Origin of the sequence: Bradyrhizobium sp. SZCCHNR1051 (genome assembly GCF_032489615.1) — a bacterium.
Taxonomy (GTDB): domain Bacteria; phylum Pseudomonadota; class Alphaproteobacteria; order Rhizobiales; family Xanthobacteraceae; genus Bradyrhizobium.
Genome location: NZ_JAUEYJ010000018.1, coordinates 163714 through 188589, shown reverse-complemented (window position 1 = coordinate 188589; position 24876 = coordinate 163714). Strand labels below are relative to the sequence as shown.

21 protein-coding genes are annotated in these 24876 nt (G+C 65.8%); 10 read left to right on the top strand and 11 right to left on the bottom strand.

Going from position 1 to position 24876, the window contains the following annotated elements:
- Positions 1-406: 406 nt before the first annotated feature.
- The 9 genes from QW868_RS22605 to QW868_RS22565 all read right to left on the bottom strand — a co-directional run bounded on the left by QW868_RS22605 (position 407) and on the right by QW868_RS22565 (position 10402).
- The gene (locus QW868_RS22605) at positions 407-1444 is read right to left on the bottom strand and encodes an amino acid ABC transporter substrate-binding protein (protein ID WP_316231540.1); all 1038 of its coding nucleotides are present in this window, start codon (positions 1442-1444) and stop codon (positions 407-409) included.
- A 67-nt stretch (positions 1445-1511) separates the two neighbouring features.
- Positions 1512-2105 (bottom strand): L,D-transpeptidase, encoded by a 594-nt coding sequence (locus tag QW868_RS22600; RefSeq protein WP_315740557.1) that lies wholly within the window; start codon positions 2103-2105, stop codon positions 1512-1514.
- Between the two features lie 109 nt (positions 2106-2214).
- Positions 2215-2340, bottom strand: a complete 126-nt coding sequence (locus QW868_RS22595) for a DUF2474 family protein (RefSeq protein WP_315757675.1) — start codon at positions 2338-2340, stop codon at positions 2215-2217.
- A complete protein-coding gene (gene cydB, locus QW868_RS22590; RefSeq protein WP_316231539.1) occupies positions 2340-3350 on the bottom strand; it encodes a cytochrome d ubiquinol oxidase subunit II in 1011 nt (336 codons plus the stop codon). The genes QW868_RS22595 and cydB overlap by 1 nt, the downstream gene beginning before the upstream one ends.
- Positions 3347-4753, bottom strand: a complete 1407-nt coding sequence (locus tag QW868_RS22585) for a cytochrome ubiquinol oxidase subunit I (RefSeq protein ID WP_316231538.1) — start codon at positions 4751-4753, stop codon at positions 3347-3349. Before QW868_RS22585 ends, cydB begins: the two co-directional genes overlap by 4 nt.
- 365 nt (positions 4754-5118) lie before the next feature.
- Entirely contained in the window at positions 5119-5730 is a 612-nt protein-coding gene (locus QW868_RS22580; RefSeq protein WP_315773723.1) for a sigma-70 family RNA polymerase sigma factor, read from the bottom strand.
- A 231-nt stretch (positions 5731-5961) separates the two neighbouring features.
- Entirely contained in the window at positions 5962-6705 is a 744-nt protein-coding gene (locus tag QW868_RS22575; RefSeq protein WP_315740552.1) for a response regulator, read from the bottom strand.
- Complete coding sequence (locus tag QW868_RS22570) at positions 6702-8447, bottom strand: DUF3369 domain-containing protein (protein ID WP_315740551.1); 1746 nt, start codon at positions 8445-8447, stop codon at positions 6702-6704. Before QW868_RS22570 ends, QW868_RS22575 begins: the two co-directional genes overlap by 4 nt.
- The gene (locus QW868_RS22565) at positions 8417-10402 is read right to left on the bottom strand and encodes an ATP-binding protein (protein ID WP_410051317.1); all 1986 of its coding nucleotides are present in this window, start codon (positions 10400-10402) and stop codon (positions 8417-8419) included. Before QW868_RS22565 ends, QW868_RS22570 begins: the two co-directional genes overlap by 31 nt.
- A 522-nt stretch (positions 10403-10924) precedes the next feature.
- On the opposite strand from QW868_RS22565, the gene ugpB reads away from it, so the two are divergent.
- The 10 genes from ugpB (at position 10925) to QW868_RS22515 (ending at position 21816) form a co-directional block, all read left to right on the top strand.
- On the top strand, positions 10925-12238 hold the full coding sequence (ugpB, locus tag QW868_RS22560; RefSeq protein WP_316231537.1) for a sn-glycerol-3-phosphate ABC transporter substrate-binding protein UgpB: 1314 nt from the start codon (positions 10925-10927) through the stop codon (positions 12236-12238).
- A 2-nt stretch (positions 12239-12240) separates the two neighbouring features.
- Complete coding sequence (locus QW868_RS22555) at positions 12241-13191, top strand: aminoglycoside 3'-phosphotransferase/choline kinase family protein (protein ID WP_316231536.1); 951 nt, start codon at positions 12241-12243, stop codon at positions 13189-13191.
- A 224-nt stretch (positions 13192-13415) separates the two neighbouring features.
- Positions 13416-15038, top strand: coding sequence for an ABC transporter substrate-binding protein (locus QW868_RS22550; RefSeq protein WP_315813574.1), 1623 nt, complete (start codon positions 13416-13418; stop codon positions 15036-15038).
- Between the two features lie 195 nt (positions 15039-15233).
- Positions 15234-16247 carry an ABC transporter permease gene (locus QW868_RS22545; protein WP_316231535.1) on the top strand — a complete coding sequence of 338 codons (1014 nt, stop codon included), beginning with the start codon at positions 15234-15236 and terminating at the stop codon, positions 16245-16247.
- Positions 16244-17146, top strand: coding sequence for an ABC transporter permease (locus QW868_RS22540; protein WP_316231534.1), 903 nt, complete (start codon positions 16244-16246; stop codon positions 17144-17146). Before QW868_RS22545 ends, QW868_RS22540 begins: the two co-directional genes overlap by 4 nt.
- Positions 17147-17283: 137 nt before the next feature.
- Positions 17284-19092 carry an ABC transporter ATP-binding protein gene (locus QW868_RS22535; RefSeq protein ID WP_316231533.1) on the top strand — a complete coding sequence of 603 codons (1809 nt, stop codon included), beginning with the start codon at positions 17284-17286 and terminating at the stop codon, positions 19090-19092.
- Positions 19093-19118: 26 nt separating this feature from the next.
- Entirely contained in the window at positions 19119-19298 is a 180-nt protein-coding gene (locus QW868_RS22530) for a DUF4089 domain-containing protein (protein WP_316231532.1), read from the top strand.
- A gap of 10 nt (positions 19299-19308) precedes the next feature.
- Positions 19309-20709 (top strand): AtzE family amidohydrolase, encoded by a 1401-nt coding sequence (locus tag QW868_RS22525; protein ID WP_316231545.1) that lies wholly within the window; start codon positions 19309-19311, stop codon positions 20707-20709.
- Positions 20690-21082, top strand: a complete 393-nt coding sequence (hpxZ, locus tag QW868_RS22520; RefSeq protein WP_316231531.1) for an oxalurate catabolism protein HpxZ — start codon at positions 20690-20692, stop codon at positions 21080-21082. Before QW868_RS22525 ends, hpxZ begins: the two co-directional genes overlap by 20 nt.
- Positions 21083-21084: 2 nt before the next feature.
- Positions 21085-21816, top strand: a complete 732-nt coding sequence (locus QW868_RS22515; protein ID WP_315740542.1) for a GntR family transcriptional regulator — start codon at positions 21085-21087, stop codon at positions 21814-21816.
- Between the two features lie 186 nt (positions 21817-22002).
- On the opposite strand, the gene atzF is transcribed toward QW868_RS22515, so the two are convergent.
- Both atzF and QW868_RS22505 read right to left on the bottom strand, forming a co-directional pair.
- A complete protein-coding gene (gene atzF / locus QW868_RS22510) occupies positions 22003-23790 on the bottom strand; it encodes an allophanate hydrolase (RefSeq protein ID WP_315740541.1) in 1788 nt (595 codons plus the stop codon).
- A 246-nt stretch (positions 23791-24036) separates the two neighbouring features.
- Positions 24037-24576: a DUF805 domain-containing protein gene (locus QW868_RS22505; RefSeq protein WP_410051316.1), complete on the bottom strand. Its 540-nt coding sequence runs from the start codon at positions 24574-24576 to the stop codon at positions 24037-24039.
- Positions 24577-24876 lie beyond the last annotated feature (300 nt).

Below are 24876 nucleotides of genomic sequence, written 5' to 3'. Positions count from 1 at the left end.
CTTGGAACACTGAAGCTTCGCAACCTCAGCTTCCTCGGTTCAGACCGGATGGACAACCTCCTGGAAGACCACAGCTAACAAGCCGGACACCGGGGAGAGCGCGCCATAACCGTTAAAACCATCGCGCAGGGAGGGCCGGGTCGTTCCGGCTGTACCTGTGGTTCCTGCCGCCTGCATTTTTTTCGCAGGCGGGCCACGGGCCTCAGCCGAGGCCCGGCCTTCCCTGCGCCCTCGATTTCCAGAGGGCGGACGAATTTGCAAAGCTCGGACGCGTGAGGCGTCGCGAGAAGGTCAGGCCATGCTCCGTCATTGCGAGCGAAGCGAAGCAATCCAGAGTCTTTACAACAGCCCTGGATCGCTTCGTCGCGTTGCTCCTCGCGATGACGGTGGAAGTGTGCAGAGATCCTTACCGGATCGGCGGCGCGTACTGGACGCCGCCGGCGTTCCAGAGCTGGTTCATGCCGCGCGGAATCTTCAGCTTCGACTCGCTGCCGACGTTGCGCTCATAGACCTCGCCGTAATTGCCGACGTGACGGATCACGCGCGTGGCCCAGTCCTTGGTCAGGCCGAGGTCCTGGCCATAGCTGCCCTCGTTGCCGACCAGACGCATCACGTCCGGCTTCTTCGACTTCAGCGCTTCGTCGATGTTCTTGGAGGTGATGCCGAGCTCCTCGGCATTGATCATCGCGTACAGCGTCCACTTCACGATCATCATCCAGTCGTCGTCGCGCTGGCGCACCACGGGCGCGAGCGGCTCCTTGGAGATCAGGTCGGGCAGGATGTCGTGATCGCCGGGCTTCGACAGCGTCAGGCGCAGCGCGTAGAGCTGCGAGACGTCGGCGGTGAAGGTGTCGCACTTGCCGCTGTCATACGCCTTGATGACGTCGTCGAGCTTGGGAAACTTCACCTCCTCGTACTTCATGTTGTTGGTGCGGAAATAGTCGCCGACGTTGAGCGCGTTGGTGGTGGAATCCTGCACGCAGACCTTGCTGCCGTTGAGGTCCAGCGCGGTCTCCAGCTTGCGCGCGCGCGGCACCATGAAGCCCTGGCCGTCGTAATAGGCGACCGCCGGGAAATACAGATCGTAATTCTGCTCGCGTGCCATCGACCAGGTGGTGTTGCGCGAGAGGATGTCGACCTTGCGGCTCTGCAGCTCCTTGAAGCGCTCACTGGCGTCGAGCGGCACGAACTTCGCCTTCTTCGGATCGTCGAAGATCGCAGCCGCCACGGCGCGGCAGAAGTCGACATCGAAGCCGCTCCAATTGCCCTTGTCGTCGGGAATCGAGAAGCCGGGCAGCCCGGCGTTGACGCCGCACAGCACCTCGCCGCGGCGGATGGTCCGCTTCAAGGTGCGGGTGTCGTACATCTCATAGGTGACGGCGAGCGCCGCGACGAGGACGGCGACGGCGAGCCCGATCAGCAGGCCGCCTCGGAAAGTGCGCATGGTCAATCTCTTTCGAAAAAATGTCAGGATGAAGCGAAGGCTGAACGTCCGGCGGCGGGCGCCGCCGTCACAGTTCCGGCTTCTGCCGCACCACGATCTTGGTGCCGACCGGCACGCGGTCATAGAGATCGGCGACATCGGCATTCACCAGCCGGAAGCAGCCGGAGGAAATCTTGCTGCCGATGGTCCAGGGCTGATTGGTGCCGTGGATGCGGTACACGGTGGTGCCCAGATACATCGCACGCGCGCCCAAGGGATTGCCGGGGCCGCCGGCCATGAAGCGCGGCAGATAGGGCTGGCGCTGGATCATCTCCGGCGGCGGCGTCCAATCCGGCCACTCCGCCTTCTTGGTGATCGACAGCAGCCCCTGCCACTGGAAGCCGTCACGGCCGACGCCGATGCCGTAGCGGATGGCGCGGCCACCCGGCTGCACCAGATAGAGGTGGCGTTCGGCGGTGGACACGATGATGGTGCCTGGCGGCTCGGTGGTGCGGAAATACACCACCTGCTTGCGCCATTCGGGATCGAGCTCGTAGCCGTCATCGGCGACGAGGCCGGGCTGATCACCGGGATCCTCGGATTGGGCGAAACTGTGCGACGTAGACAGCGCCAGCGCGATGATGGCGCTGGTGGTACACAGCAGGCGACGGAAACTCGGCATTCAAAGCTCTCCTCAACGGACCCCTGCGAAGCTCGCCCGATTAAAATCACCCGCCAAATTTCAGGGGCATATTCGCAGCAAAGTCAAGGTGAGCGCGGGGCGCCCGCCGTCATCCAAGCTTCATCCAGAGCCGCAGCAGGAAGGCGACGGTGCCGACGGCCGCCACGCCGGCGAGCCACAGCACGACGAACCAGGCGAGGCGCTTCGCGAGCGGGGCAGGCTGCTCGGACGGCATCAATGATAGCCGCTGTCGTGCCCGACCTTGCCGCGAAACACCCAATAGGCCCAACCGGTGTAGCCGAGAATCAGCGGCACCAGCACGAGCACGCCCGGCAGCATGATCAGTTGGCTGCGCTCCGGCGCCGCCGCCTGCCAGATCGTGATGCTCTGCGGCACGATGTAGGGGTACATGCTGATGCCGAGGCCGGCATAGGACAGCAGGAACAGCGCCAGCGCGAGGAAGAACGGCCAGCCGTCGGTCTTCTGGGCGAGGTGCTTCATCAACAGCACGGTGACGCCGATGACGGCGAGCGGCACCGGCGCGGTCAGGACCACGGCCGGCCAGGTGAACCAGCGCTGCGCATATTGAATGGTGAGCAGCGGCGTCGCCAGGCTGACCGTGGCAATCGCGAGCAGCATGGCGAACAGGAGATACCAGCTGATGCGATACGCCTTGTCGCGCAGGTCGCCCTCTGTCTTCAGGATCAGCCAGGTCGCGCCGAGCAGTGCGTAGCCGACCACGAGCGAGATGCCGGTGAGGATGCTGAACGGCGTCAGCCAGTCCCACCAGCCGCCGGCATAGTGCCGGCCCTCGACATGCACGCCCTGCAGAATGGCGCCGAGCGCGATGCCCTGCGCCAGCGCCGCGACCCAGGAGCCGCCGGCAAAGGCGAGGTCCCACAGATTGCGCTGCGCGCGGGTGCGCCAGCGGAATTCGAAGGCGACGCCGCGGAAGATCAGCCCAACCAGCATCGCGATCAGCGGCGCATACAGCGCGGGCATCAGGATTGCATAAGCGAGCGGGAAGGCGGCCATCAGGCCGCCGCCGCCGAGCACCAGCCAGGTCTCGTTGCCGTCCCACACCGGCGCCACCGTGTTGGTGATGATGTCGCGGTCCTGCTTGCCCGGGAACAGCGGAAACAGGATGCCGAGCCCGAGATCGAAGCCGTCCATCACGACGTAGATGAAGACGGCGAGCGCAATGATGAAGGCCCAGAGGGTCGCGAAATCGACGGCAACGCTCATGATCCGACGGCTCCCTGCACGACGCCCGCGGCCGGCGTGATGCCGGCCGTGCGGACCGGCTGCTCGCTGCTCGGGCCCGGCTCACCGGGATGCGGCGGCTCGGCCATCAGGCGCAGGATGTACAGCACGCCGGCGGCGAAGATGATGAAATACACGATGATGAAGGCGAGCAGCGAGGCACCCACGGCCGGGGCTGCGAGCGGCGACACGGAATCGGTGGTGCGCAGCAGCCCGTACACGGTGAACGGCTGCCGGCCGGTCTCGGTGGTGATCCAGCCGGCCATGACGGCGATGAATCCCGCCGGCCCCATTGCAATGGCGAAGCGGTGCAGGCCGCGATTGACGTATAGCCGGCCGCGCCAGCGCTCCCACAGGCTGAACAGGCCGAGCGCCATCATCAGGAGCCCCAGGCCGACCATGATGCGGAACGACCAGAAGGTGATCGGCACCGGCGGCCAGTCCTGCCGCGGCACGGTGTCGAGGCCGGCCATCGGCGCGTCGATCTGGTGCTTGAGGATCAGCGAGCCGAACTTGGGGATCCCGAGCGCCCATGTCAGCTCGCCCTTGGCCTGGTCCGGCCAGCCGAACAGATACAGCGGCGCGCCGTCCTTGTGGCTCTCGAAATGGCCTTCCATGGCCATGATCTTCACCGGCTGGTGCTCGAGCGTGTTGAGACCATGCTGATCGCCGACCAGGATTTGCAGCGGCGCCACTAGCGCCGCCATCCACATCGCCATCGAGAACATCACGCGCGGGCCCGGCAGGTGCGGATTGCGCAGCAGATGCCAGGCGCCGACGGCGCCGACCACGAGCGAGGTCGTCAGATAGGCCGCCAGCACCATGTGCACGAGGCGATAGGGGAAGGACGGATTGAAGATCACCTTGAGCCAGTCGACCGAGACGAACTGGCCGTCGGCGTTGACGGCGTAGCCGGCGGGCGTCTGCATCCAGGAATTGGCGGAGAGAATCCAGAACGCCGAAATAAGGGTGCCGACGGCGACCATCAGCGTGGCCAGGAAATGCAGCTTCGGGCCGACCCGCCTGAGGCCGAACAGCATGACGCCGAGAAAGCCGGCCTCGAGAAAGAACGCGGTCAGCACCTCATAGGCCATCAGCGGGCCGATCACCGGTCCGACCTTGTCGGAATACACCGACCAGTTGGTGCCGAACTGGTAGGACATCACGATGCCGGAGACGACGCCCATGGCGAAGGTAATGGCGAAGATCTTGAGCCAGTAATTGAAGACGTTGAGATAGACGTCGCGTCCGGTCCACAGCCACAGCGCCTCGAGCACGGCGAGGTAGGACGCGAGCCCGATCGAGAAGGCGGGGAAGATGATGTGGAAGGTGACCGTGAAGGCGAACTGCGCGCGCGCCAGCTCAACCGCATCCAAACCGAACATCAGCACCGTCCGTCATTGCCACGGGGTTTGTCGCATCGCCCCATGACGGAAGATTGCACCGGCGCCGCGCGATATCAAATGGTCAAATCGCCCAAGGCGGCGTTGCAGGTCCATAAACGACGAAGACCCGGCGGGGGCATCCGCCGGGTCTTCGGAGCAACCTTGGGAGGTGGAGGTTATCCTTGAATTTGCTCGCTCGAAACCGAGATCAGCTGGGGGACTGAGGCTCAGTTCATGGGTAACGTTCTAGCGGCCGAAATTTTCCAGGTGATTTCGCCGATTGTTTCAATTGTTTCGTTCGGCGATTTTCGTGCGTCGTCTTTGGAGCCCGTCGGGACATCAGCCCCGACGAGAATGAACCTTGGTCAGGCGGCGAGGCTGTGGACGCCGGCACAGCGCAGGAGTTCGGCGAGGTGCTTGCGGGCATAGAACATGCGCGTCTTCACCGTGCTCTGCGGAATGCCGATGATCTGCCCGACCTCCTCCACCGACTTCTCGTGGTAGTAGATCAGGGTGATGATCTCGCGATGGGCCGGCGACAGCTTGGCGACGCAGGCGCGCAGGATGGCGCTGGTGGTGGAGCGCTCGAGCGAGGTCTCCGGCGTGTCGGAGTCGTCGGCGATCTCGCGCACCTCGTCCTGGTCGATGTCCTCGAAGCGGCGCTGGCGCAGCGCGGTCAACGCCTTGAAGCGGGCGATCGACAGCAGCCAGGTCGAGACCTGCGAGCGGCCCTCGAACTGCTTGGCGGTGCGCCAGACGTCCAGGAACACCTGGCTGACGAGGTCCTCGGCGATCGTGGTGTCGCGGACGATGCGCAGGATGAAGCGATAGACCCGCACATTGTGGCGCGCATAAAGCGTGTGCATCGCGGTGCGATCGCCATCGGCAATGCTCTCCAGGAGCATGCCGTCCGTGGTCGCCTGGGCTGCGATGATGCCCTGGCTGGCTGCGGAATTGATGGCAACGACGTTCTGCATGGCACTCTCCCGTTCCGCCGCCCCCTTGCGGCGTTTCGACGGGAGGGATTGTTAAGGAGCGCCCGTTTCGGGACGTCTGCACGAAAACAGGAAAATGGTTTCGTGCGCCTGCGGAAATGTTTCGTCGCGGCGCACATCGCGAAACACTCGTGGCGGAATTGTGCCCAATTCCAAGATGCGGAACGGAATGTGGGTGCAGAGGCCGCTTCCGCCGCCGCCGACCGGCCGTCCTCAGGCCTTCTCGCCCGCCGGCGAGAACAGGTAGCCGCCGCCGCGGATGGTACGGATCACCGCCGGCTTGGTCGGATCCGGCTCGATCTTGCGGCGGATTCGCATGATTCTCAGGTCCACGGCGCGGTCGAATGCCTCGGCATCGCGGGCATTCGCCAGCTCGAGCAGCCGTTCGCGCGACAGCACCCGCTTCGGGTTGGCGGCGAACACCTTGAGCAGGCCGAATTCGGACGCCGTCAGCGGGTGCTCGTTGCCCTCATCATCCCGCAGCGCCTGGGCATCGAGATCGAGCCATTTGGTGCCGAACCGCACCAATTGCGGGTCCTTCGCCTGGGCGGGAGCGGAGTCCGTAGCGGCCGCCGCAGTCTTGGCCGGCCCACTGCGGCGCAGCACGGAGCGGATCCGGGCCATCAATTCGCGCAATTCGCACGGTTTCGCGACGTAATCGTCGGCCCCGAGCTCGAGCCCCACCACCCGGTCGATCGGGCTGGCGGTAGCGGTCAGCATGATCACCGGGATGTTGGTGCGGCCCTTGAGATCGCGGATGATCGACAGGCCGTCCTCTTCGGGCATGTTGAGATCGAGCACGACGAGATCTGCCGGGCCGGTCTCGATGGCGCTGCGCAGGCTCTTGCCGCCGTCGCACAGCGTCACCGCGAAGCCGTGCATCTTGAGGTAATCACCCACCATTTCGCGGGCAGGGGCCTCGTCGTCGACGATGATGATGTGCTGGCTCTGACTCATGACAATTCGGCCGCCGGCAGTGTGATCGTGAAGGTCGATCCGGATCCCGGCCCATCGCTCCTGGCCGTCACCTCGCCACCATGCATGTCGACGATGCGTTTGACAATCGACAGGCCGAGCCCGGTCGAGCTCTCGCCGGCGGTCGGCTTGGCCGATAGCCGCTGGAACCGGCCGAACAGGCGGCCGAGATCCTCCGGCGACAGCCCGGCGCCCTGGTCGGTGACGCCGATGATGGTGTTGTCGCCATCGTCGGCGGCATTCACGGTGATCCTGCCGCCGATCGGGCTGTACTTGATCGCGTTGCTCAGGAGGTTGTCGATCGCCTCGCGGATCCGGTCGATGTCGCACATGGTCGACAGATGCGGCGGCGCCGACACGGCAATGACCTGCTGCTTGTTGAGCGCGAGCGGCTGGTTGGCCTCGACCACCTCGTGGACCAGGGCTGCGATGTCGACCGGCTCACGGCGGATGGTGATGTCGAAGGCGTCGGCCATCGCATCCGAGATCAGGTGGTCGACCATCGAGGTCAGCCGCTTGGCGGCATCTCGGATATGTCCGACCTGGCTGGTGATGCCGTCGGCGGAGGCGCCGGTCGCGATCAGCTCGGTCAGCATCTCCGTGCGGCCGAGGATGACGCCCAGCGGATTTTTCAGGTCGTGGGCGACGGTGCCCAAAATCTCGTTCTTGAAGCCGTTGGCGCGCTGCAGTCGCAGCCATTGCGCCGACAGCCGCCGGTTGGCCTGCATCAGCGCGCGGGTGCGCTGGGCGACGCGGTCCTCGAGCTGGGTGTTGGCCTCATGCAGCTGCTGATAGAGGATCACGTTGTCGAAGGCGATCGACAGCCGGCTGGAGAAGATCTCGACCAGCGAGCGATCGGTCTCGGACAGCGGCCGCTCCGCCTGCAGCAGCACCACGACCTCGCGCCCCGAGCCGGTGCGGACATAGAGCACGGTGCGATGGTCGGCGAATTCGTTGCTGCGCTGCCTGAAGGCGGCCTCCACCATGTCGCGCAGATCCGGATCGAGCGAGCGCGAGGTGACGGCGCCGGAGAAGCGGCTGTAGCAGCCGGAGCCGGCCAGCACCGAAAAATCGTCTGTCTGGCTGCCGTCGTCGCGCAGCACCAGGATGCCTGCGCAATCCACGTTCAGCAGCGAAGCGATCTGGGTCAGCACGCCCTCGGCCAGCCGCTGCATCGACTTGAAGTCGTACAGCGTCGAGGCGGCGTCGATGATGATCTCGAGGCCGCGCCGGGTCTGCACCATGCGCTCGAGCTGCTGGTAGCTGCGCAGCGCCGCCGTCAGCGAGGTGAACAGCTTGTCGGCGGTGAGCTCGGTCTTGGCCTTGTAGTCGTTGATGTCGTACTGGACGATGACGCGCCGCTCCGGCGCCTGACCCGGCTGTCCGGTGCGGAGGATGATGCGGACGGTCTCGTTCTTGATCTCGTTGCGGATGTATTCGACGAGCTCGAGCCCGGCGACGTCGGTCTCCATGATGACGTCGAGCAGCACGGCCGCGATGTCGGTGTGCTCCCGCATCAGCGCGCGGCCTTCGGCCGCCGAATAGGCGGACAGGATTTCGAGCCCCTGGCCGTTCAGGCTGTAATCCGATAGCGCAAAGCGGGTGCCCTCGTGCACGGCATGGTCGTCGTCGATGACGGCGATCTTCCATTTCCGGGCCGAACCGTCATCCTCGTCGAAACCGGCATCCTCGATCAGTTGGAGGACATCGTCCTGTTCGGCCATTGCGTCGTTCCGTCGCCCATTGCTGTCTCGGCGCCGCCCTTGGCGACCCGCGGCATGATAATCCGAAAGGTGGTGCCTTGTCCCTCGCGGGATTCCAGCATCATGCGGCCGCCGAGCTGCTGCGTCACCAGATTGTAGACGATATGCAGCCCGAGCCCCGTTCCCCCTTCGTTGCGGCGTGTCGTGAAGAACGGATCGAAGGCCTGACGCTGGACGTCGGGGGTCATGCCGGCCCCGTTATCGGCGAAAATGATCTCGATGTCATCCGCGCCGCGCGGCCGCGCCGTAATCGAGATGGTGCCCGCGCGCCCGTCGACAAAGGCATGATTGACGGCGTTGAGGAACAGGTTGGTGAGGATCTGACCGTAGAACCCGGGATAGCCATCGATGAAAAGTCCCTCGGGGACGTCGACCGCAAGCGTGATCGGCGCGCGCTTGAGCACCGGCTTGAGGCTGGTGATGATCTGATCGGTCGCCTCGCTCAGGACGAAGGTCCGTCGCTCCGCGTGGGAGCGGTCGACCGCGACCTGCTTGAACGACTGGATCAGCTCGCCGGCGCGCTGCAGATTGGCGACCAGCTGCTCGGATGCATCGCGCGAGGAGCGCACGAACTCCTCCAACTGCGACCGGCGCAGGCCGCCTTCGGGCGACCGCAGTGCGGCCTCGAACATCTCGACCCGGCGCGCGAAGCTGGAGGCCACCGTCAGGCTGATGCCGATCGGATTGTTCACCTCATGTGCGACGCCGGCGACGAGCCCGCCCAGCGCCGCCAGCCGCTCGGCATCGATCAGGTTGCGCTGCGCGGCGTTGAGTTCGAGCAGCGCGCTCTCGGCTTTTTCCTTCGCGGCGCGGAGCTCGTCCTCGGTCTTGCGCTTGGCGATTGCGTTCTCGCGGAAGGTCTCGACGGCGCGGGCCATCGCGCCGACCTCGTCACGCGCCTCGGTGCCCTGGACCTCGCGGTCGTAGTCGCCCAGCATGATCGCGCGCATCGAGGCCATGATCTGCTGCAACGGCAGCCGGATCGACAAGGCGATCAGCACCCCGGCGGACAGGATGACCCCCAGGAAGATCACGGCGATCGAGAGGACGCGACGGGAGATGTCCTTCAACGTCCGGTCGAAGGTCGCCTGCGCCTTCTGCTCGTGCTGGCGCATCTTGACCGACAGGCCGTCGATGGCGCCGATGGTTTCGGCCTGGCTCGCATCGATGGTATTGCGCAGCAGTTCGGTGCGGTTGGTGAGCTGATCGGTGAGCTTGGAGAATCCTGCGCGCAGCGCCGCGGTCCGGGCCGACAGTCGCTGCAGCGCCAGCCGCTGCAGATCATTGTCCGCAAGACTCGACATCACCGGAATGGTCTTCTCGATCGTCTCCGTGTTGCGGCGCGCGTCGTCGGCGGAGGTGGGCGCGAGCGACAGATAGTAGGAATTGGCCGCGACCAGCATCGCGGTGAAGGCCTCGCGCGACTTGCCGAGCGAGGGCCAGATCTGCGCGTCGCGATGGCCGGTCGCGCCTTCGATCACCGAATAGAGCCCGGCGATGTCGCGGGCGGGGCCGAGAACCTCTTCCTCATAGGTCTTGGAGATCGTCGCCTGCAGACTGCGCAGCTCGCCGAAGCCGTCCAGGAAACGCACGGTGACGCGCTCCAGCTCCTCGACCGACCCCGACAGCATCGGGTCGGTCGAGGCGCGCGTCGTGAGCGTCCCGAGCACGGCCTCGCGCAGCAGCAGGATCTCGGCGAACAGCTCCGGGCTCGGCTGATTGATGTAGCGATGAATGAGGTTCTGCAGCCGGCTCGTCTCGCTTTCGAGCAGGGCCAGCACCTTGTCGGATTCCCGGACCTGGCGAACGTCGTCCCAGGCCGTGCCCAGCACCGTCGCGCCGTTCCAGATCAGCGCCGCCAGCACGATCACGACAGCCGAGTTGAGCGCGGCGATCGAGAGGATGCGCCAGCGGATCGGAACCGCCCGCAGCGCGCGAACGATCCGTGCCCGCCCCAGGACCGCCAGACTGAGCGGCCGCGCGACGGATTTCCGCTGCTCGGATCGCGCCACGATCGCTACCTCGGGCCGGTCGTGCGGAGCCTGCCTGCGTCCGCTCTGCCGCGCTCTGCCGCGCTTGTATGCTGCGGCGCAGCCAGTCGCGACGCCGAGCATGAAAGGGACGAGCGGTACCGCGCGCCCGCCTCAGCGCGCATCAGCACCGGCGTGACGTCCACTCTCGAGATCGACGAAAGATGGGCGCGGTACACAGGCAACACTCTTCCCCCTGATGATGAGGTCGGCCCGGACATGAAAAGGTTCAATGCACTCCCGAACAGGTGCTATAAGGCCATTCTGACGTCAAAGCGATACGCGTCAATGGTTTGTTGATAGGCTATTGCAGCCTTGGGTTGTTGGGTCCCATTTTCGGTCCGATTGCGATCTCAGCCCGGGCAGATTCATTCATCGAATTGGAGTTGGCTCCCGTTGACGGTCCTCTTGCGTTCTGTTTCGTTTGCAATCCTGCTCTGGACGGTTGTTTGCGCAAGCACGGCCCAGGCCGCGACCGAGATCATGTGGTGGCATGCGATGTCGGGAGAGCTCGGCAGGCAGGTCGACAGACTGGCCGCCGACTTCAATGCGTCGCAGTCCGACTATCGCATCGTGCCGAGCTACAAGGGCAGCTATACCGAGACCGTGACGGCGGCCATCTTCGCGTTCCGCTCGCGCAGCCAGCCGGCCATCGTGCAGGTCAACGAGATCGCGACCGCGACGATGACGGCGGCGAAGGGCGCGATCTACCCCGTCTACGAGTTGATGCGCGACGAGCAGGAGAGCTTTTCGCCGTCGGCCTATCTGCCCGCGATCGCCGGCACCTATGCCGACGCCGACGGCAACATGCTGTCGTTTCCGTTCAACGCCTCCACGCCGATCCTCTACTACAACAAGGATCAGTTTCGCGCGGCCGGACTGGATCCGGGCGCGGCGCCGAAGACCTGGCCCGAGCTCGGCAAGGCTGCCCGGCGGCTGCGCGACAACGGCGTCGCCTGCGGCTTCACGACGTCGTGGCCGGCCTGGATCAACGTGGAGAATTTCTCGGCCTTCCACAATCTGCCGATCGCCACCCGCGCCAACGGCTTTGCCGGACTGGACGCCGTGCTGACGTTCAACAATCCGCAGGTCACGCGGCACATCGCCCAGCTCGCGGAATGGCAGAAGGGCAAGGTCTTCGACTATGGCGGCCGCGGCCAGGCAGCCGAGCCGCGTTTCCAGAAGGGCGAGTGCGGCATCTTCATCGGCTCCTCGGCGACGCGCGCCGATATCAAGGCGAATTCGAAGTTCGAGGTCGGCTACGGCATGATGCCGTACTGGCCTGACGTTGCGGGCGCGCCACAGAATTCGATCATCGGCGGCGCGACGCTGTGGGTGCTGCGTGACCGTCCCGCGGCCGAGTACAAGGGCGTTGCCAAGTTCTTCGCCTATCTGTCGCGGCCCGATGTTCAGGCCGCCTGGCACCAGAATACGGGCTATCTGCCGATTACGCAGGCGGCATTCGATCTGACGCGCGCGCAGGGCTTCTACGACCGTAATCCGGGAGCAGCGATCTCGATCGAGCAGGTGACGCTCAATCCTCCCACGGAGAATTCGCGCGGCCTGCGGCTGGGCTCGTTCGTGCTGATCCGTGATGCCATCGAGGACGAGATGGAGCAGGCCTTCAGCGGCCGCAAGCCGGCGCAGGCGGCGATCGATGCGGCCGTCGACCGCGGCAACCGTCTGCTGCGCCAGTTCGAGCGCGCGAGCCCGGATCGCTGAAAATGGCTTTGCCACCGGTCGCCGATAGCGCGCAGCTCCGGCGCCTCCGTGCCGACGCGACGCGCTGGCTGCCGGCTGCACGCGATATTGCGCGCGACCATGGCTACGACGACGCGCGGCTGGCGCCGTTCGCGGCGGGCACCAATCTGGTTCTCGCGCTGAACGACGGACTGATCCTGAAAGTCTTCCCGCCGTTTCATCGCGGCAAGTTTCAGTTCGAGCGGGCGGCCTTGCGCGTGCTCGCCGGTGGCGTCGGCGACGTCCGTACCCCCGACCTGCGCCATGAGGGGGAGCGCGACGGCTGGTGCTATCTGATCATGACCAGGCTCGGCGGCATTCCTGCTTCGGATGTCTGGCGGCAACTACCGGAGCAGGACAAGCAGCTCTTGCTCAGGCAGGTCGGTCGTCTGATCGCCGCCGTGCAGCGGGTCCCGCCTGGCGAGCTGCTCGCGCTCGGACCGCGCTGGTCGGATTTTTTGAGGATGCAGATGGCCGGATGTCATGCACGCCATCAGCGGCTCGGCTTGCCGCCGACGCTGCTCGCCGGGCTGGACGATCTCCTGCGCGAGGCCGCAGCACTGCTGCCGAAGGATCCGCCGCCGGTCATCCTGACCGGTGAATACATTCCGGAGAATTTCCTCGTCACGCGCAGCGGTGATGGCTGGCAGCTGAGCGGGCTGTTCGACTTCGGAGACGTCATGACCGGTCTTGGCGAATATGATCTGCTCGGGCCGAGCGCCTTCATGGCAGCGGGTCAGCCCGGGCGCGTGCGTGCCTTGTTCGATGGTTACGGATTTGCCCTGGAGGACATCAGCTGGCAGTTGAAGCGACGGCTGCTCGCCTTGATGCTACTGCACCAGGCGAGCGATCCCGTTCGCCACATCTGCATTCCGGATTGGCCGGCCAAGGTCCGCGACTTCGACGAGCTGCAGGCGCTGATCTGGCCGGAGTGATCCCCAACCGGGGCGGCGGTCCAACAGGCGTTGCGTAAATCTGTCGCAGGCTATTTGAGGTGGTTATAAATGCAGCAAATATGCAGCTTTGTATGCAATAGGGGGCATCGAGCTGTGCCACTCGGTGAAGGCGCGTCGATATTTCAATAGCTTAGCTTTCGGCCGGGCTTGGCACGAAGCTTGCGATCACTGTTCCCGACAGTCGTTATTCTCGGGAGCATTTGATGAAGCGTCGCGATTTTCTGAAATCCGTGTCCGGTCTGGCTGCGGGGGCCGCGCTGCCAATGGCGCCGGCCATCATGTCTTCCGCCAAGGCCGATGCGCGGTCCGAGACGCTGCTGATCGTGTCCGAAGGCGGTCCCAACAACCTCGACATCCACGGCGTCGGCACCAACGTGCCGGGCTACGAGGTGTCCTGGAACTGCTATGATCGCCTGATCAGCCACGAGATGAAGAGCGGCCCCGGCGGGGTGCCGTACTATGACCGCGACAAGTTCAAGCCCGAGCTCGCCGAGGACATGACCATCGGCGACATGTCGGCGACCTTCAAGCTGCGCAAGAACGCCAAATTCCACGACGGCACGCCGGTCACGGCCAAGGACGTGAAGTGGTCGCTCGACCGCGCCGTCAGCGTCGGCGGCTTCCCGACCTTCCAGATGAGCGCCGGCTCGCTGACCAAGACCGAGCAGTTCGTCATCGTCGATGACCACACCGTGCGCGTCGACTTCCTGAAGAAGGACCGGCTGACGATCCCCGATCTCGCCGTCATCGTACCCTGCGTGGTCAACTCGGAGCTCGTGAAGAAGAACGCGACCGACAAAGACCCGTGGGGGCTCGAATATACCAAGCAGCAGACAGCAGGCTCCGGCGCCTACAAGGTGACGAAGTGGACCGCCGGTACCGAAGTGATCATGGAACGCAACGATGACTGGGTGTGCGGTCCGCTGCCGAAGATCAAGCGCGTGATCTGGCGCATGGTGCCGCAGGCCGGCAACCGCCGCGCGCTGCTCGAGCGTGGTGACGCCGACATCTCCTATGAGCTGCCGAACAAGGACTTCCAGGAGATGAAGTCGAACGGCAAGCACACCGTGATCTCGCTGCCGATCTCCAACGGCATCCAGTATATCGGCATGAACGTGACCAAGCCGCCGTTCGACAATCCCAAGGTTCGGCAGGCGCTCGCCTATGCGATGCCCTATCAGAAGATCATCGACGCCGTGATGTTCGGCCTTGCCAATCCGATGTTCGGTGCGCCGTCCGACAAGGCGACCGAGGTGGCGTGGCCGCAGCCGACGAAGTATCTCACCGACATGGAGAAGGCCAAGGCGCTGCTGGCCGAAGCCGGCTACCCCAACGGCTTCGAGACCACGATCTCGTTCGACCTCAATTTCGCGCAGGTCAACGAGCCGCTATGCGTGCTCGTGCAGGAGAGCCTCGCCCAGCTCGGCATCAAGACCACGATCAACAAGGTGCCCGGCGCCAACTGGCGCACCGAGCTGAACAAGAAGGAGATGCCGCTCTTCACCAACATCTTCTCGGGTTGGCTCGATTACCCCGAGTACTTTTTCTACTGGTGCTATCACGGCAACAATTCCGTGTTCAACACGATGAGCTACAAGTCGCCCGAGATGGACAAGCTCATCAACGGCGCGCGCGACGCCGCCGCGACTGGGGACAAGGCCACGTACGATGCCGACGTGAAGGGCTTCGTCGATCTCGCCTTCGCCGAGGTGCCGCGCATTCCGCTATATCAGCCGTTCGTCAACGTCGCGATGCAGAAGAACATCTCCGGCTATCAGTACTGGTTCCACCGCAGGCTCGACTATCGGGCTCTGGTGAAGGGGTGAGGACGTGGGTGACCTCGGTGGTGTGAGCCCAGCTCTCTCATTCCCTCCCCCCTTGTGGGGGAGGGGCAGGGAGGGGGGTAGCCGCACCCACTGTCGCCGCGGCTTACCCCCCTCCCCAACCCTCCTCCACAAGGGGGGAGGGAGCAGACTGCGCCGTGCTGTGGGATCTGGGCCAATTCGGGCGGGGGGCTGCCCATGCTGAGCCTTATCGCCAAGCGCCTCGCCTTCGCGATTCCCTCCCTGATCGGCGTCGTGATCGTCACCTTCCTGCTCACGCGTGCGCTGCCCGGCGATCCCGCGGCGTATTTCGCCGGCCCTGCGGCGACCAAAGAGGCCGTCGAGCAGATCCGTAAGAAGCTCGGCTTCGACAAGCCGCTGGTCGAGCAGTTCTTCCGCTACACCGTCGATCTCGCCCATGGCGATCTAGGGAGTTCGCTGACCACAGGGCAGCCGGTCGCCAGCGAGATCCGCAACCGCCTGCCGGCCTCGGCCGAGCTGACCTTGCTCGGTCTGTTGGTTTCGGTCGCGATCGCGCTGCCGCTCGGCGTGCTCGCGGCGACGCGGCCGGAGTCGTGGATCGACCATACCTGCCGCGTCGTCACGACAGCGGGCGTCTCGCTGCCGGTGTTCTTCACCGGGCTGGTGCTGGTGTACGTGTTCTATTTCCGGCTAGGCTGGTCACCGGCGCCGCTCGGCCGGCTCGACGTGTTTTATAGCGCGCCGGACCCCGTGACCGGCTTCTACCTCATCGATACGCTGATCGCGCGTGACGGTGAGGCGTTTCGCTCGGCGCTGAGTCAGCTGATCCTGCCCGCCGCCACGCTCGCGATCTTCTCGCTGGCGCCGATCGCGCGCATGACACGGGCCTCGATGCTGTCGGTGCTGTCGTCGGAATTCGTCCGCACGGCGCGCGCCTCGGGCCTGTCGCCCGCGACAGTCACCGTGACCTATGCGTTCCGCAACGCCATGCTTCCGGTCATCACGACGCTGTCGATGGTGTTCTCCTTCCTGCTCGGCGCCAACGTGCTGGTGGAGAAGGTGTTCGCCTGGCCCGGCATCGGCTCCTACGCGGTCGAGGCGCTGATCGCCTCCGACTTCGCGCCGGTGCAGGGCTTCGTGCTGACGATGGCCGTGATGTACGTCGTCCTGAACCTCGTCATCGACATTCTCTATGGCGTCATCGATCCCCGTGTGAGGCTGGAAGGATGAGCTCCGTCGCGCCGACCATTGAGCCTGCCGCCGTTCCCTCGCGAATGTCGGGACTGTCAGCCCTGATCGGGCACACGCGCTATGTGCTGGCCGAGAACAAGGTCACGGGCTTCGCCTTCGGCCTCCTGGTCGTGATCCTGTTCGCCGCGGTCTTCGGTCCGTGGATCGTGCCGTATGATCCGCTCGCGAGCGACACGGCGTCGGCGCTGAAGCCGCCGTCGGCGGCGCACTGGTTCGGCACCGATCAGCTCGGCCGCGACATCTTCAGCCGCGTCGTCGTCGCGACCCGGCTCGACACCTTCATCGCGGTCGCCTCGGTGGCGCTGGTGTTCTTCATGGGCGGACTTGCCGGCGTCGCCGCCGGTTTCTTCGGCGGCTGGACCGACCGCATCGTCGGCCGCATCGCCGACACCATCATGGCGTTCCCGCTGTTCGTGCTGGCGATGGGCATCGTCGCCGCGCTCGGCAACACCGTGCAGAACATCATCATCGCCACGGCCATCGTGAACTTCCCGCTTTACGCGCGGGTCGCGCGCGCCGAGGCCAATGTCCGCCGCAACGCCGGCTTCGTTCAGGCGGCGCGGCTGTCGGGCAACGGCGAGCTGCGCATCCTGCTCGGCCACATCCTGCCCAACATCATGCCGATCATGATCGTGCAGATGTCGCTGACCATGGGCTACGCGATCCTCAATGCCGCAGGCCTCTCCTTCATCGGCCTCGGCGTGCGGCCGCCGACGGCGGAATGGGGCATCATGGTTGCCGAGGGTGCCTCCTTCATGGTGTCGGGCGAATGGTGGATCGCGCTGTTTCCGGGCCTTGCGCTGATGATCGCGGTATTCTGCTTCAACCTGCTCGGCGACGGTCTGCGCGACATCGTCGACCCGCAGCGCAGGACATAGCTGATGGGTGCGCCACAGCAACACTCCGTCATTGCCGGGCTTGACCCGGCAATCCATCCCTTGGAACAGGCCTTCCCTGGCTTGATGGATGCGCGGGTCAAGTCCGCGCATGACGGTCGTAACAAGCGGAGCCATGGATGACTGCCCAGCCGCTGCTCGACGTTCGCGATCTCACGGTCGAATTCTCCACCCGGCGCGGTATCGTCAAGGCCGTGCAGCATGTCGACATCTCCGTCGCCAAGGGCGAGACGCTCGCGATTGTCGGCGAATCCGGCTCGGGCAAGTCGGTGACGTCCTACGCCGTCATGCGCATCCTTGATCGCGCCGGGCGGATCGCCGAGGGCTCGGTGATGTTCTCGGGGATCGACGTCAAGGCGGCCGAGGAAAGCGCGATGCGCGATCTGCGCGGCCGCGAGATCTCGATGATCTTCCAGAACCCCCGCGCGGCCCTCAATCCGATCCGGAAAGTGGGCCAGCAGATCGAGGACGTGCTGAGGCAGCACGCCCAGGCGGCCGCGACTGATCGCGCCGAAAAGGCGATCGCAGCGCTCGAGCAGGTCAAGATCGCCCGCCCGCGCGAGCGCTACCACGCCTATCCGTTCGAATTGTCCGGCGGCATGTGCCAGCGCGTCGTCATCGCGCTGGCGCTGGCCTGCAACCCGCAGCTGCTGATCGCGGACGAGCCGACCACCGGCCTCGACGTCACCACGCAGAAGGCGGTGATGGATCTCGTGGTCGAGCTGACCAGGAGCCGCGGCATGTCGACGATCCTGATCACGCATGATCTGGGTCTCGCCGCTGCCTATTGCGATCGCGTCGTGGTGATGGAGAAGGGCCGGGTGGTCGAGGCCGCCAGGGCCGCCGACATCTTCGCCAACCCGCAGCATCCCTACACGCGCAAGCTGATGCGGGCGACGCCGCGGCTCGGCGTGTCCCTGCGCGAATTGCTGCCGGAGGAGGAGGCGTCGCAGCAACCTCACTCCGTCATGGCCGGGCTTGACCCGGCCATCCATCCCGTTGCGCGAGACTCGTCGAAGGTGATGGACCCCCGGGTCAAGCCCGGGGGTGACGAGCGGAGTGGGGAGGACGACCGGAGTGCGAGGAGCACCAAGCCGCTCCTTCTCGTCGACAAGCTGGTCAAGGAATATCCGCGCCAGGGCGCCTCGGCGACGTTGTCGAAACTGTTCGGACGGAGGCCGGCGGTCGAGCCGGAGATGTTCCGCGCCGTCGACGGCATCAGCTTCACGGTCGGTCATGGCGAGAGCGTCGGCCTGGTCGGCGAATCCGGCTGTGGCAAGTCGACGACGTCGATGATGGTGATGCGGCTGCTCGACCAGAGCTCGGGCCGCATCAGCTTCGATGGCGAGGAGATCGGCAACATCCTGCCGCAGGCCTTTGCCCGGCTTCCGCTGCGCAGCCGCATCCAGATGGTGTTCCAGGATCCGACCGACAGCCTCAATCCGCGCTTCACCGCGGCGCGTGCCATCGCCGATCCGATCCTGCAGCTCGGCGACATCAAGGGCCGCGACGCGCTTCGTGCGCGCTGCGAGGAGCTCGCCACCATGGTCGGCCTGCCGCTCGATCTGCTCGACCGCTTTCCGCACCAATTGTCGGGCGGCCAGAAGGCGCGCGTCGGCATCGCGCGCGCCATCGCACTGCACCCGAAGCTCGTCATCCTCGACGAGCCCACGGCGGCGCTCGACGTCTCCGTGCAGGCGGTCGTGCTCAATCTGCTGCAGGACCTCAAGCAGCAATTAGGTATGAGCTATCTGTTCGTCTCCCATGATTTGAATGTGGTGCGGCTGTTGTGCGATCGTGTGATCGTGATGCGGTCGGGCCGAATCGTCGAGGAGGGCACCTCCGAACGTGTGCTAGGTCATCCGCAGGATGCCTATACGCGGGAGTTGCTGACGGCGATTCCGCACCCGCCATTGCCGGCGCATTGAGCGCGAAAGCTTGAGGAGAAAAGCTGATGGCGGAGCCATTGGACGATTACATCGACGCGGTCGGGCATGCATTGGCTCTGCCGATCGAGGACGCGTGGCGCCCGGCGATTCGCGCCAATTTCGAGGTCTCGCTGAAGATGGCGAAGCTGGTCGACGAATTCTCCCTGCCTGACGAAGCCGAGCCTGCCAGTGTCTTCACCGCTTGATCCTGCCGACATGACCGCGCGCGCGATTGCGGCCGCAGTCGCCACCCGCAAGCTCTCCGCCGTCGAGGCCACCGACGCTGCGCTGGCGCGGATTGCGGCGCGCGATGGTGTGCTGAATTCCTTTACGGACGTCACCGCCGAGCGGGCGCTGGCGAAGGCGGGCGCCGTGGATGCGGACATCGCGGCTGGAAAGCCCGTCGGCCCGCTCGCCGGTGTGCCGTTCGCGGTGAAGAACCTGTTCGACGTCGCGGGGCTGCCGACCCGCGCCGGCTCCAGGATCAACCGTGATCGAGCGCCCGCGACGCGCGACGCGACGCTGATCGAGCGCATGGAGGCGGCCGGCGCCGTCCTCGTCGGGGCGCTCAACATGGGCGAATACGCCTACGACTTCACCGGCGAGAACGTGCATGACGGCCCGTCGCGCAATCCGCATGATCCGACGCGGATGAGCGGCGGTTCGTCGGGCGGCTCGGGCAGCGCCGTCGGCGGCGGCCTGGTGCCGATCGCGCTGGGCTCCGACACCAACGGCTCGATCCGCGTGCCGTCCTCGTTCTGCGGCATCTTCGGCCTGAAGCCGACCTATGGTCGGTTGTCGCGCGCGCGCTCGTTTCCGTTCGTCATGAGTCTGGATCATCTCGGTCCGTTCGCGCGCTCAGTCGAGGATCTCGCGCTCGCCTATGACGCCATGCAGGGGCCCGATCCGGACGACGCCGCGTGCACCACGCGGGCACCGGAGCCGGTCTCCGGTCGATTCTCGCAAGGCATCGGCGATCTGCGCATCGCCCTTGCCGGAGGGCACTTCCAGAAGAATCTGTTTCCCGAAGCCGCCGAAGCGGTCGCTCGTGTCGCGGCCGCGCTGAAGGTCACCGAGGTGATCGAGGTGCCCGAAGCGGCGCGCGCCCGCGCCGCGGCTTACGTCATCAGCACCACCGAGGGCGCCTCGCTGCATCTCGACCGGCTGCGCACGCGCCCAGGTGATTTCGATCCGGCGGTGCGCGACCGCCTGATTGCGGGTGCGATGATTCCGGCGCCGATGGTCGACCGCGCGCAGAAGTTTCGCCGCTGGTACCACGCCCGGGTGCTGGAGCTGTTCAAGTCCGTCGACGTGCTGATCGCGCCGGCAACGCCCTGCGTTGCACCCAAGCTCGGGCAGACGACCTTCGTGCTCGACGGCGTCGAGCTGCCGGTGCGCGCCAATATCGGCATTCATACCCAGCCGATCTCGTTCATAGGGCTTCCCGTCGTCGCCGTTCCGATTCCGCTCGAGCCGATGCCCATCGGCGTGCAGATCATCGCGGCGCCGTGGTGCGAACATGTCGCATTGCGTGTGGCCCACGCCTTGCAACAGCTTGGCGTCGCCGCTGCGCCGGCCCCGCGAGGAGTTCTGGAGAATGGAAGTCGATCTGCCTGACGTCGTCGCGGAAGTCACCGCGCAGTTCCAGCGCTATGAACAGGCGCTGGTCGGCAACGACGTCGCCGTGCTCGACGAGCTTTTCAAGCAGGACTCCCGCACGCTGCGCTACGGCATCGGCGAGAACCTCTACGGCTACGGCGAGATCGCGGCATTTCGCGCCGCGCGCTCGCCGGCTGGACTGATGCGGCGGACCGCGCGCACCGTGATCACTGCTTACGGCCGTAACGCCGCGGTCGCCTCGACGCTGTTCTATCGCGACACCGCGCCCGGCAAGGTCGGACGCCAGATGCAGACCTGGATCCGGTTTCCGGAAGGCTGGAGAATCGTCGCTGCCCATGTCAGCATCATCGATGAAGCAAAAGGCGGCTGAGGATGAGCCTGGACGATCTTCCGCCGCGAACGCGGCAGCGGCCCGCCCGCGACTCCGAGATCAAGCGCATCGACCGCGCGCCGCCTGCGGTTGCGAAGATCACCCGCGCCGAGGAGTTGCGCCTGCAACTCGCCGATGAGATCGTGCGCGGCGCGCTGGCGCCGGGGGCGCCGCTGGACGAGACCGAGATCGCCAAGCGCTTCAATGTCTCGCGCACGCCGGTGCGCGAAGCGCTGCGTCAATTGGCGACGTCCGGCCTGATCGAGGCGCGTGCACATCGCGGCGCGGTGGTGGCGCGGCCGTCGGCCGACCGCCTCACCGGCATGTTCGAGGCGATGGCCGAGCTCGAGGGCCTGTGCGCCGGTCTCGCGGCGCAGCGCATGACGCCGGTCGAGCGGCAGCGACTGGAAGCCATCCACGAGGAGCTGCGCAATCTCAGCCACGCCGGCAATCCCGAGCGCTTCCACGAGGTCAACGAGCGCTTCCACAACGCGATCTATGCCGGCGCGCACAATGCCTACATCGCCGAGATCACCTTGGCGACGCGGGTGCGTGTGCAGCCGTTCCGCCGCGCACAGTTCCGCAATCTCGGCCGCCTCGCCAAGTCGCATGCCGAGCACGACCGCGTCGTCGTCGCCATCCTGCGCGGCGACAAGGCCGGCGCGGCGAGTGCCATGAAAGCCCACATCGAGCTGGTGCGCGGCGAATACGAGATCTACGCGGTGTCGGTGTAGCTCTTCGTTCGAGCGGTAGGGTGGGCAAAGCAGCCGCCGTTAGGCGGTAGCGTGCCCACCATCGGGCCACGGACTCCGCGGCGAAACGGTGGGCACGGCGCAACCGCGATCTCGCTCGTTGGGACAGTACGGGCGCGCCTTTGCCTACCCTACGGCAGCGCACGCAATCATGACGCGCGAAATAGATCAGCCCTTCTGCGCCATATACGCTCGCCAGCCGCCGAACTCCGAGATGTCGCGGGCGCCATCGAGCGCGGCCGGCTCGACGAGGAAGCCCTTGGCGGTGCGGCCGTCCGCCAAGCGGATGGTGCCGACCGACAGCGGCGGCGGAATCAGGTTGACGAATTTGCCGAAGCTCGCCGCCGACAGCGCCCAGAGCTCGACCGCCATCGAAGTACCCTGGCCGTCGTCGATCCGCAGCATGCCGGGCTTGGGCGGCGTGGTCGACAGCGCGTAGAGCTTGTAGTCAGGCGCGGTGGTCGTTGCTTCCAGCAGGCGGCCGCCGAGAGCGGTCAGCTCGTGATTGAGCGCCATGCCAGAGAGATGCGCGCCGACGACGACGACGGCGATCTCGTCGCCATGCAGTGCCGGAGACACGGGCGCGAGCGGCGGAAGCGGGACCGGCTTGGCGCCGACCGGCAGCGCCGTGTCGGCATGGAAGGCGCGCCCGAGACTGGCGAGCGCCGCATCGCGGCCGGCTGGCGCAAGCAGGGTGATGCCGAACGGGACGCCGTCGCTGCGCATCGCAGCCGGCACGGCAAGCCCGCAGAGATCGAGCAGGTTGACGAAGTTGGTGTAGGTGCCGAGCCGGCTGTTGAGCTCGATCGGGTTGGCGAGCACGTCCGCGGTGGTGTAGGCGGTCGGCGCCGTCGGCAGCACCAGCGCGTCGACATCGGCGAAGGTGTGCTCGGCCACCTTGCGCAGCGCCTGCAGGCGGTACAGCGCAGCAAAGGTATCAGCGGCGCTGCCGCGCGCGCCGCCGATGGTGATCTCGCGCGTGACCGGATGGATGGCATCGGGATCGGAGGCGAGGAGATCGCGGATCACGAGATAGCGCTCGGCGACCCAGGGGCCTTCATAGAGCAGCCGCGCGGTCTCGTAAAACGGCTCGAGGTCGAACTCGACCAGCTCTGCGCCGAGCTTGACGAAGCGCGCGGCCGCAGCGCCATAGGCGGCGTCCGCTGCCTTGTCGCCGAAGAAGATCAATTGCCCGGGGCGGGGAATGCCGAGCTTCACGCCCTCGGGAAATGCCGTCACGGCCGCAAGCGGCCGGTCGCGCGAGAATGGATCGAGCGGATCCGGCGCTGCCAGCACCGAGAGCGCCGCGACGGCGTCGTCGACCGTCAGCGAGAACACCGAAATGCAGTCGAGCGTGCGGCAGGCCGGCACCAGGCCGGAGGTCGAGATCATGCCGAGGCTCGGCTTCAGGCCGACGATGTTGTTGAGCATCGCCGGCACACGGCCGGAGCCGGCAGTATCCGTCCCGAGCGCGAGCGGCACGAGACCCGCGGAGACGGCGACCGCCGAGCCCGAGCTCGATCCGCCCGGAACGAGATCGGCGCGCACCGGATTTTTCGGAATGCCATAGGGCGAGCGCACGCCGACGAGGCCGGTGGCGAACTGGTCGAGATTGGTCTTGCCGATGATGATCGCGCCGGCGGCGCGCAGCCGCGCCACCGCGGTGGAATCACGAGATGGCGTGTACGCGAAGGCCGGGCAGCCGGCGGTGGTCGGCAGGCCCGCCACGTCGATGTTGTCCTTCACCGCAACGGGCACGCCGTAGAGCGGCAACGATCTGTCCCTGTCGGCGAGGGTTTCGGCCTCCGCGAGCGCGTCCTTCTCGCCGCGCAGGCTGATGAAGATGGCGGGGTCGTTGTGCGCGCGAATCCGGGCGTAGCAGCGCGCGATCGTGTCGCTTGGCGTTGTCAGGCCGGCGCGATGGGCGGCGACGATCTCGGCAATGGTCTCGGTCACGCGGCGCTCCGCGTCTCGTCCGAGCCCAAACTCTGGCCTGCCATTCCCTTGCGCTCCGCTTCGCCAATCCGGCTGCGAACGTAGCAAGCCATGTGCCATTGTGTACATGGCGGGGATGCGGGCCTGATACGGAAAAATCTTGAAAGTCAGTGGGTTGGTGCGCCGTCCGGCAGGCCGTCGGGCGTTCGGACGGGGTTGCCGAAGGCGATTTGCCTATTTGGTGAGCAGGCTGGGCGCCGCCGCCGCCTAGTACCCGCGCCGCTCGGCCTCCCCGCCCGTGATGCGCGCGAGCCGTGCCTCGGTGGCCGAGCCGGCGCCACGGGCTGTTCGGAACGATGCAGACGGCGGGCGACTCATGGTAGCTCCCGACGATGGCGCGTCGTCAGCCCCGCTGGGGAAGAACAGCAGCGCAACGCTCAGGCCGAGATTGACCAGGGCGCCAACCCACGTGCCGTGGTGCGATGATGTCGCCGCGTATTCGGGAAACCGGCCGGCGATCACGTAGTCCAGCACCATGACGGCGATCCAGGCCGGGATCACACAGACCGGGTCCCAGCCGATGTCGCGAAAGCGCATCGCCTGCAGCATCAGGTTCGCCACCAGGCATAGGCCGATCAGCACCACGATCGGCAGGCTCACCGTCAGCTCCGACGTCTGCGGAGCGAGGGCGGCAAGACCGACGGCCACAACCACGATCAGGACCACCGAAACCAGCGCAAGACCGAGCGAGGCGAGAAAATATTGCAGACGGCCGAGACGCGCATTGAAACCGAAAATGAACCCCAACATCCGCCTCTCCCCGCAGGCCGCGCCGCAATCGGGAGCGCAGCCGACACGGCATATCAGGGCGAAATTGCCGCGCGCCTTCGCCGATAGCTAGAATTTGAAGGACCGAGTGCAACGGCGCTTTCGCCGCTGCGGGATCTCATGCGGCCGAAAATATATCGTTGCTAAAGCAACTAATATGTGGAACGATCGACCCGATCAGCAATGGAGGCGCGGGATGATCCGCGTCTCGAAGAAGGGACGGGAACGTCATGCGCAGCCTGCTCGCCGCAGGCGCGGCCGCTTGCGCGCGCGCCAACA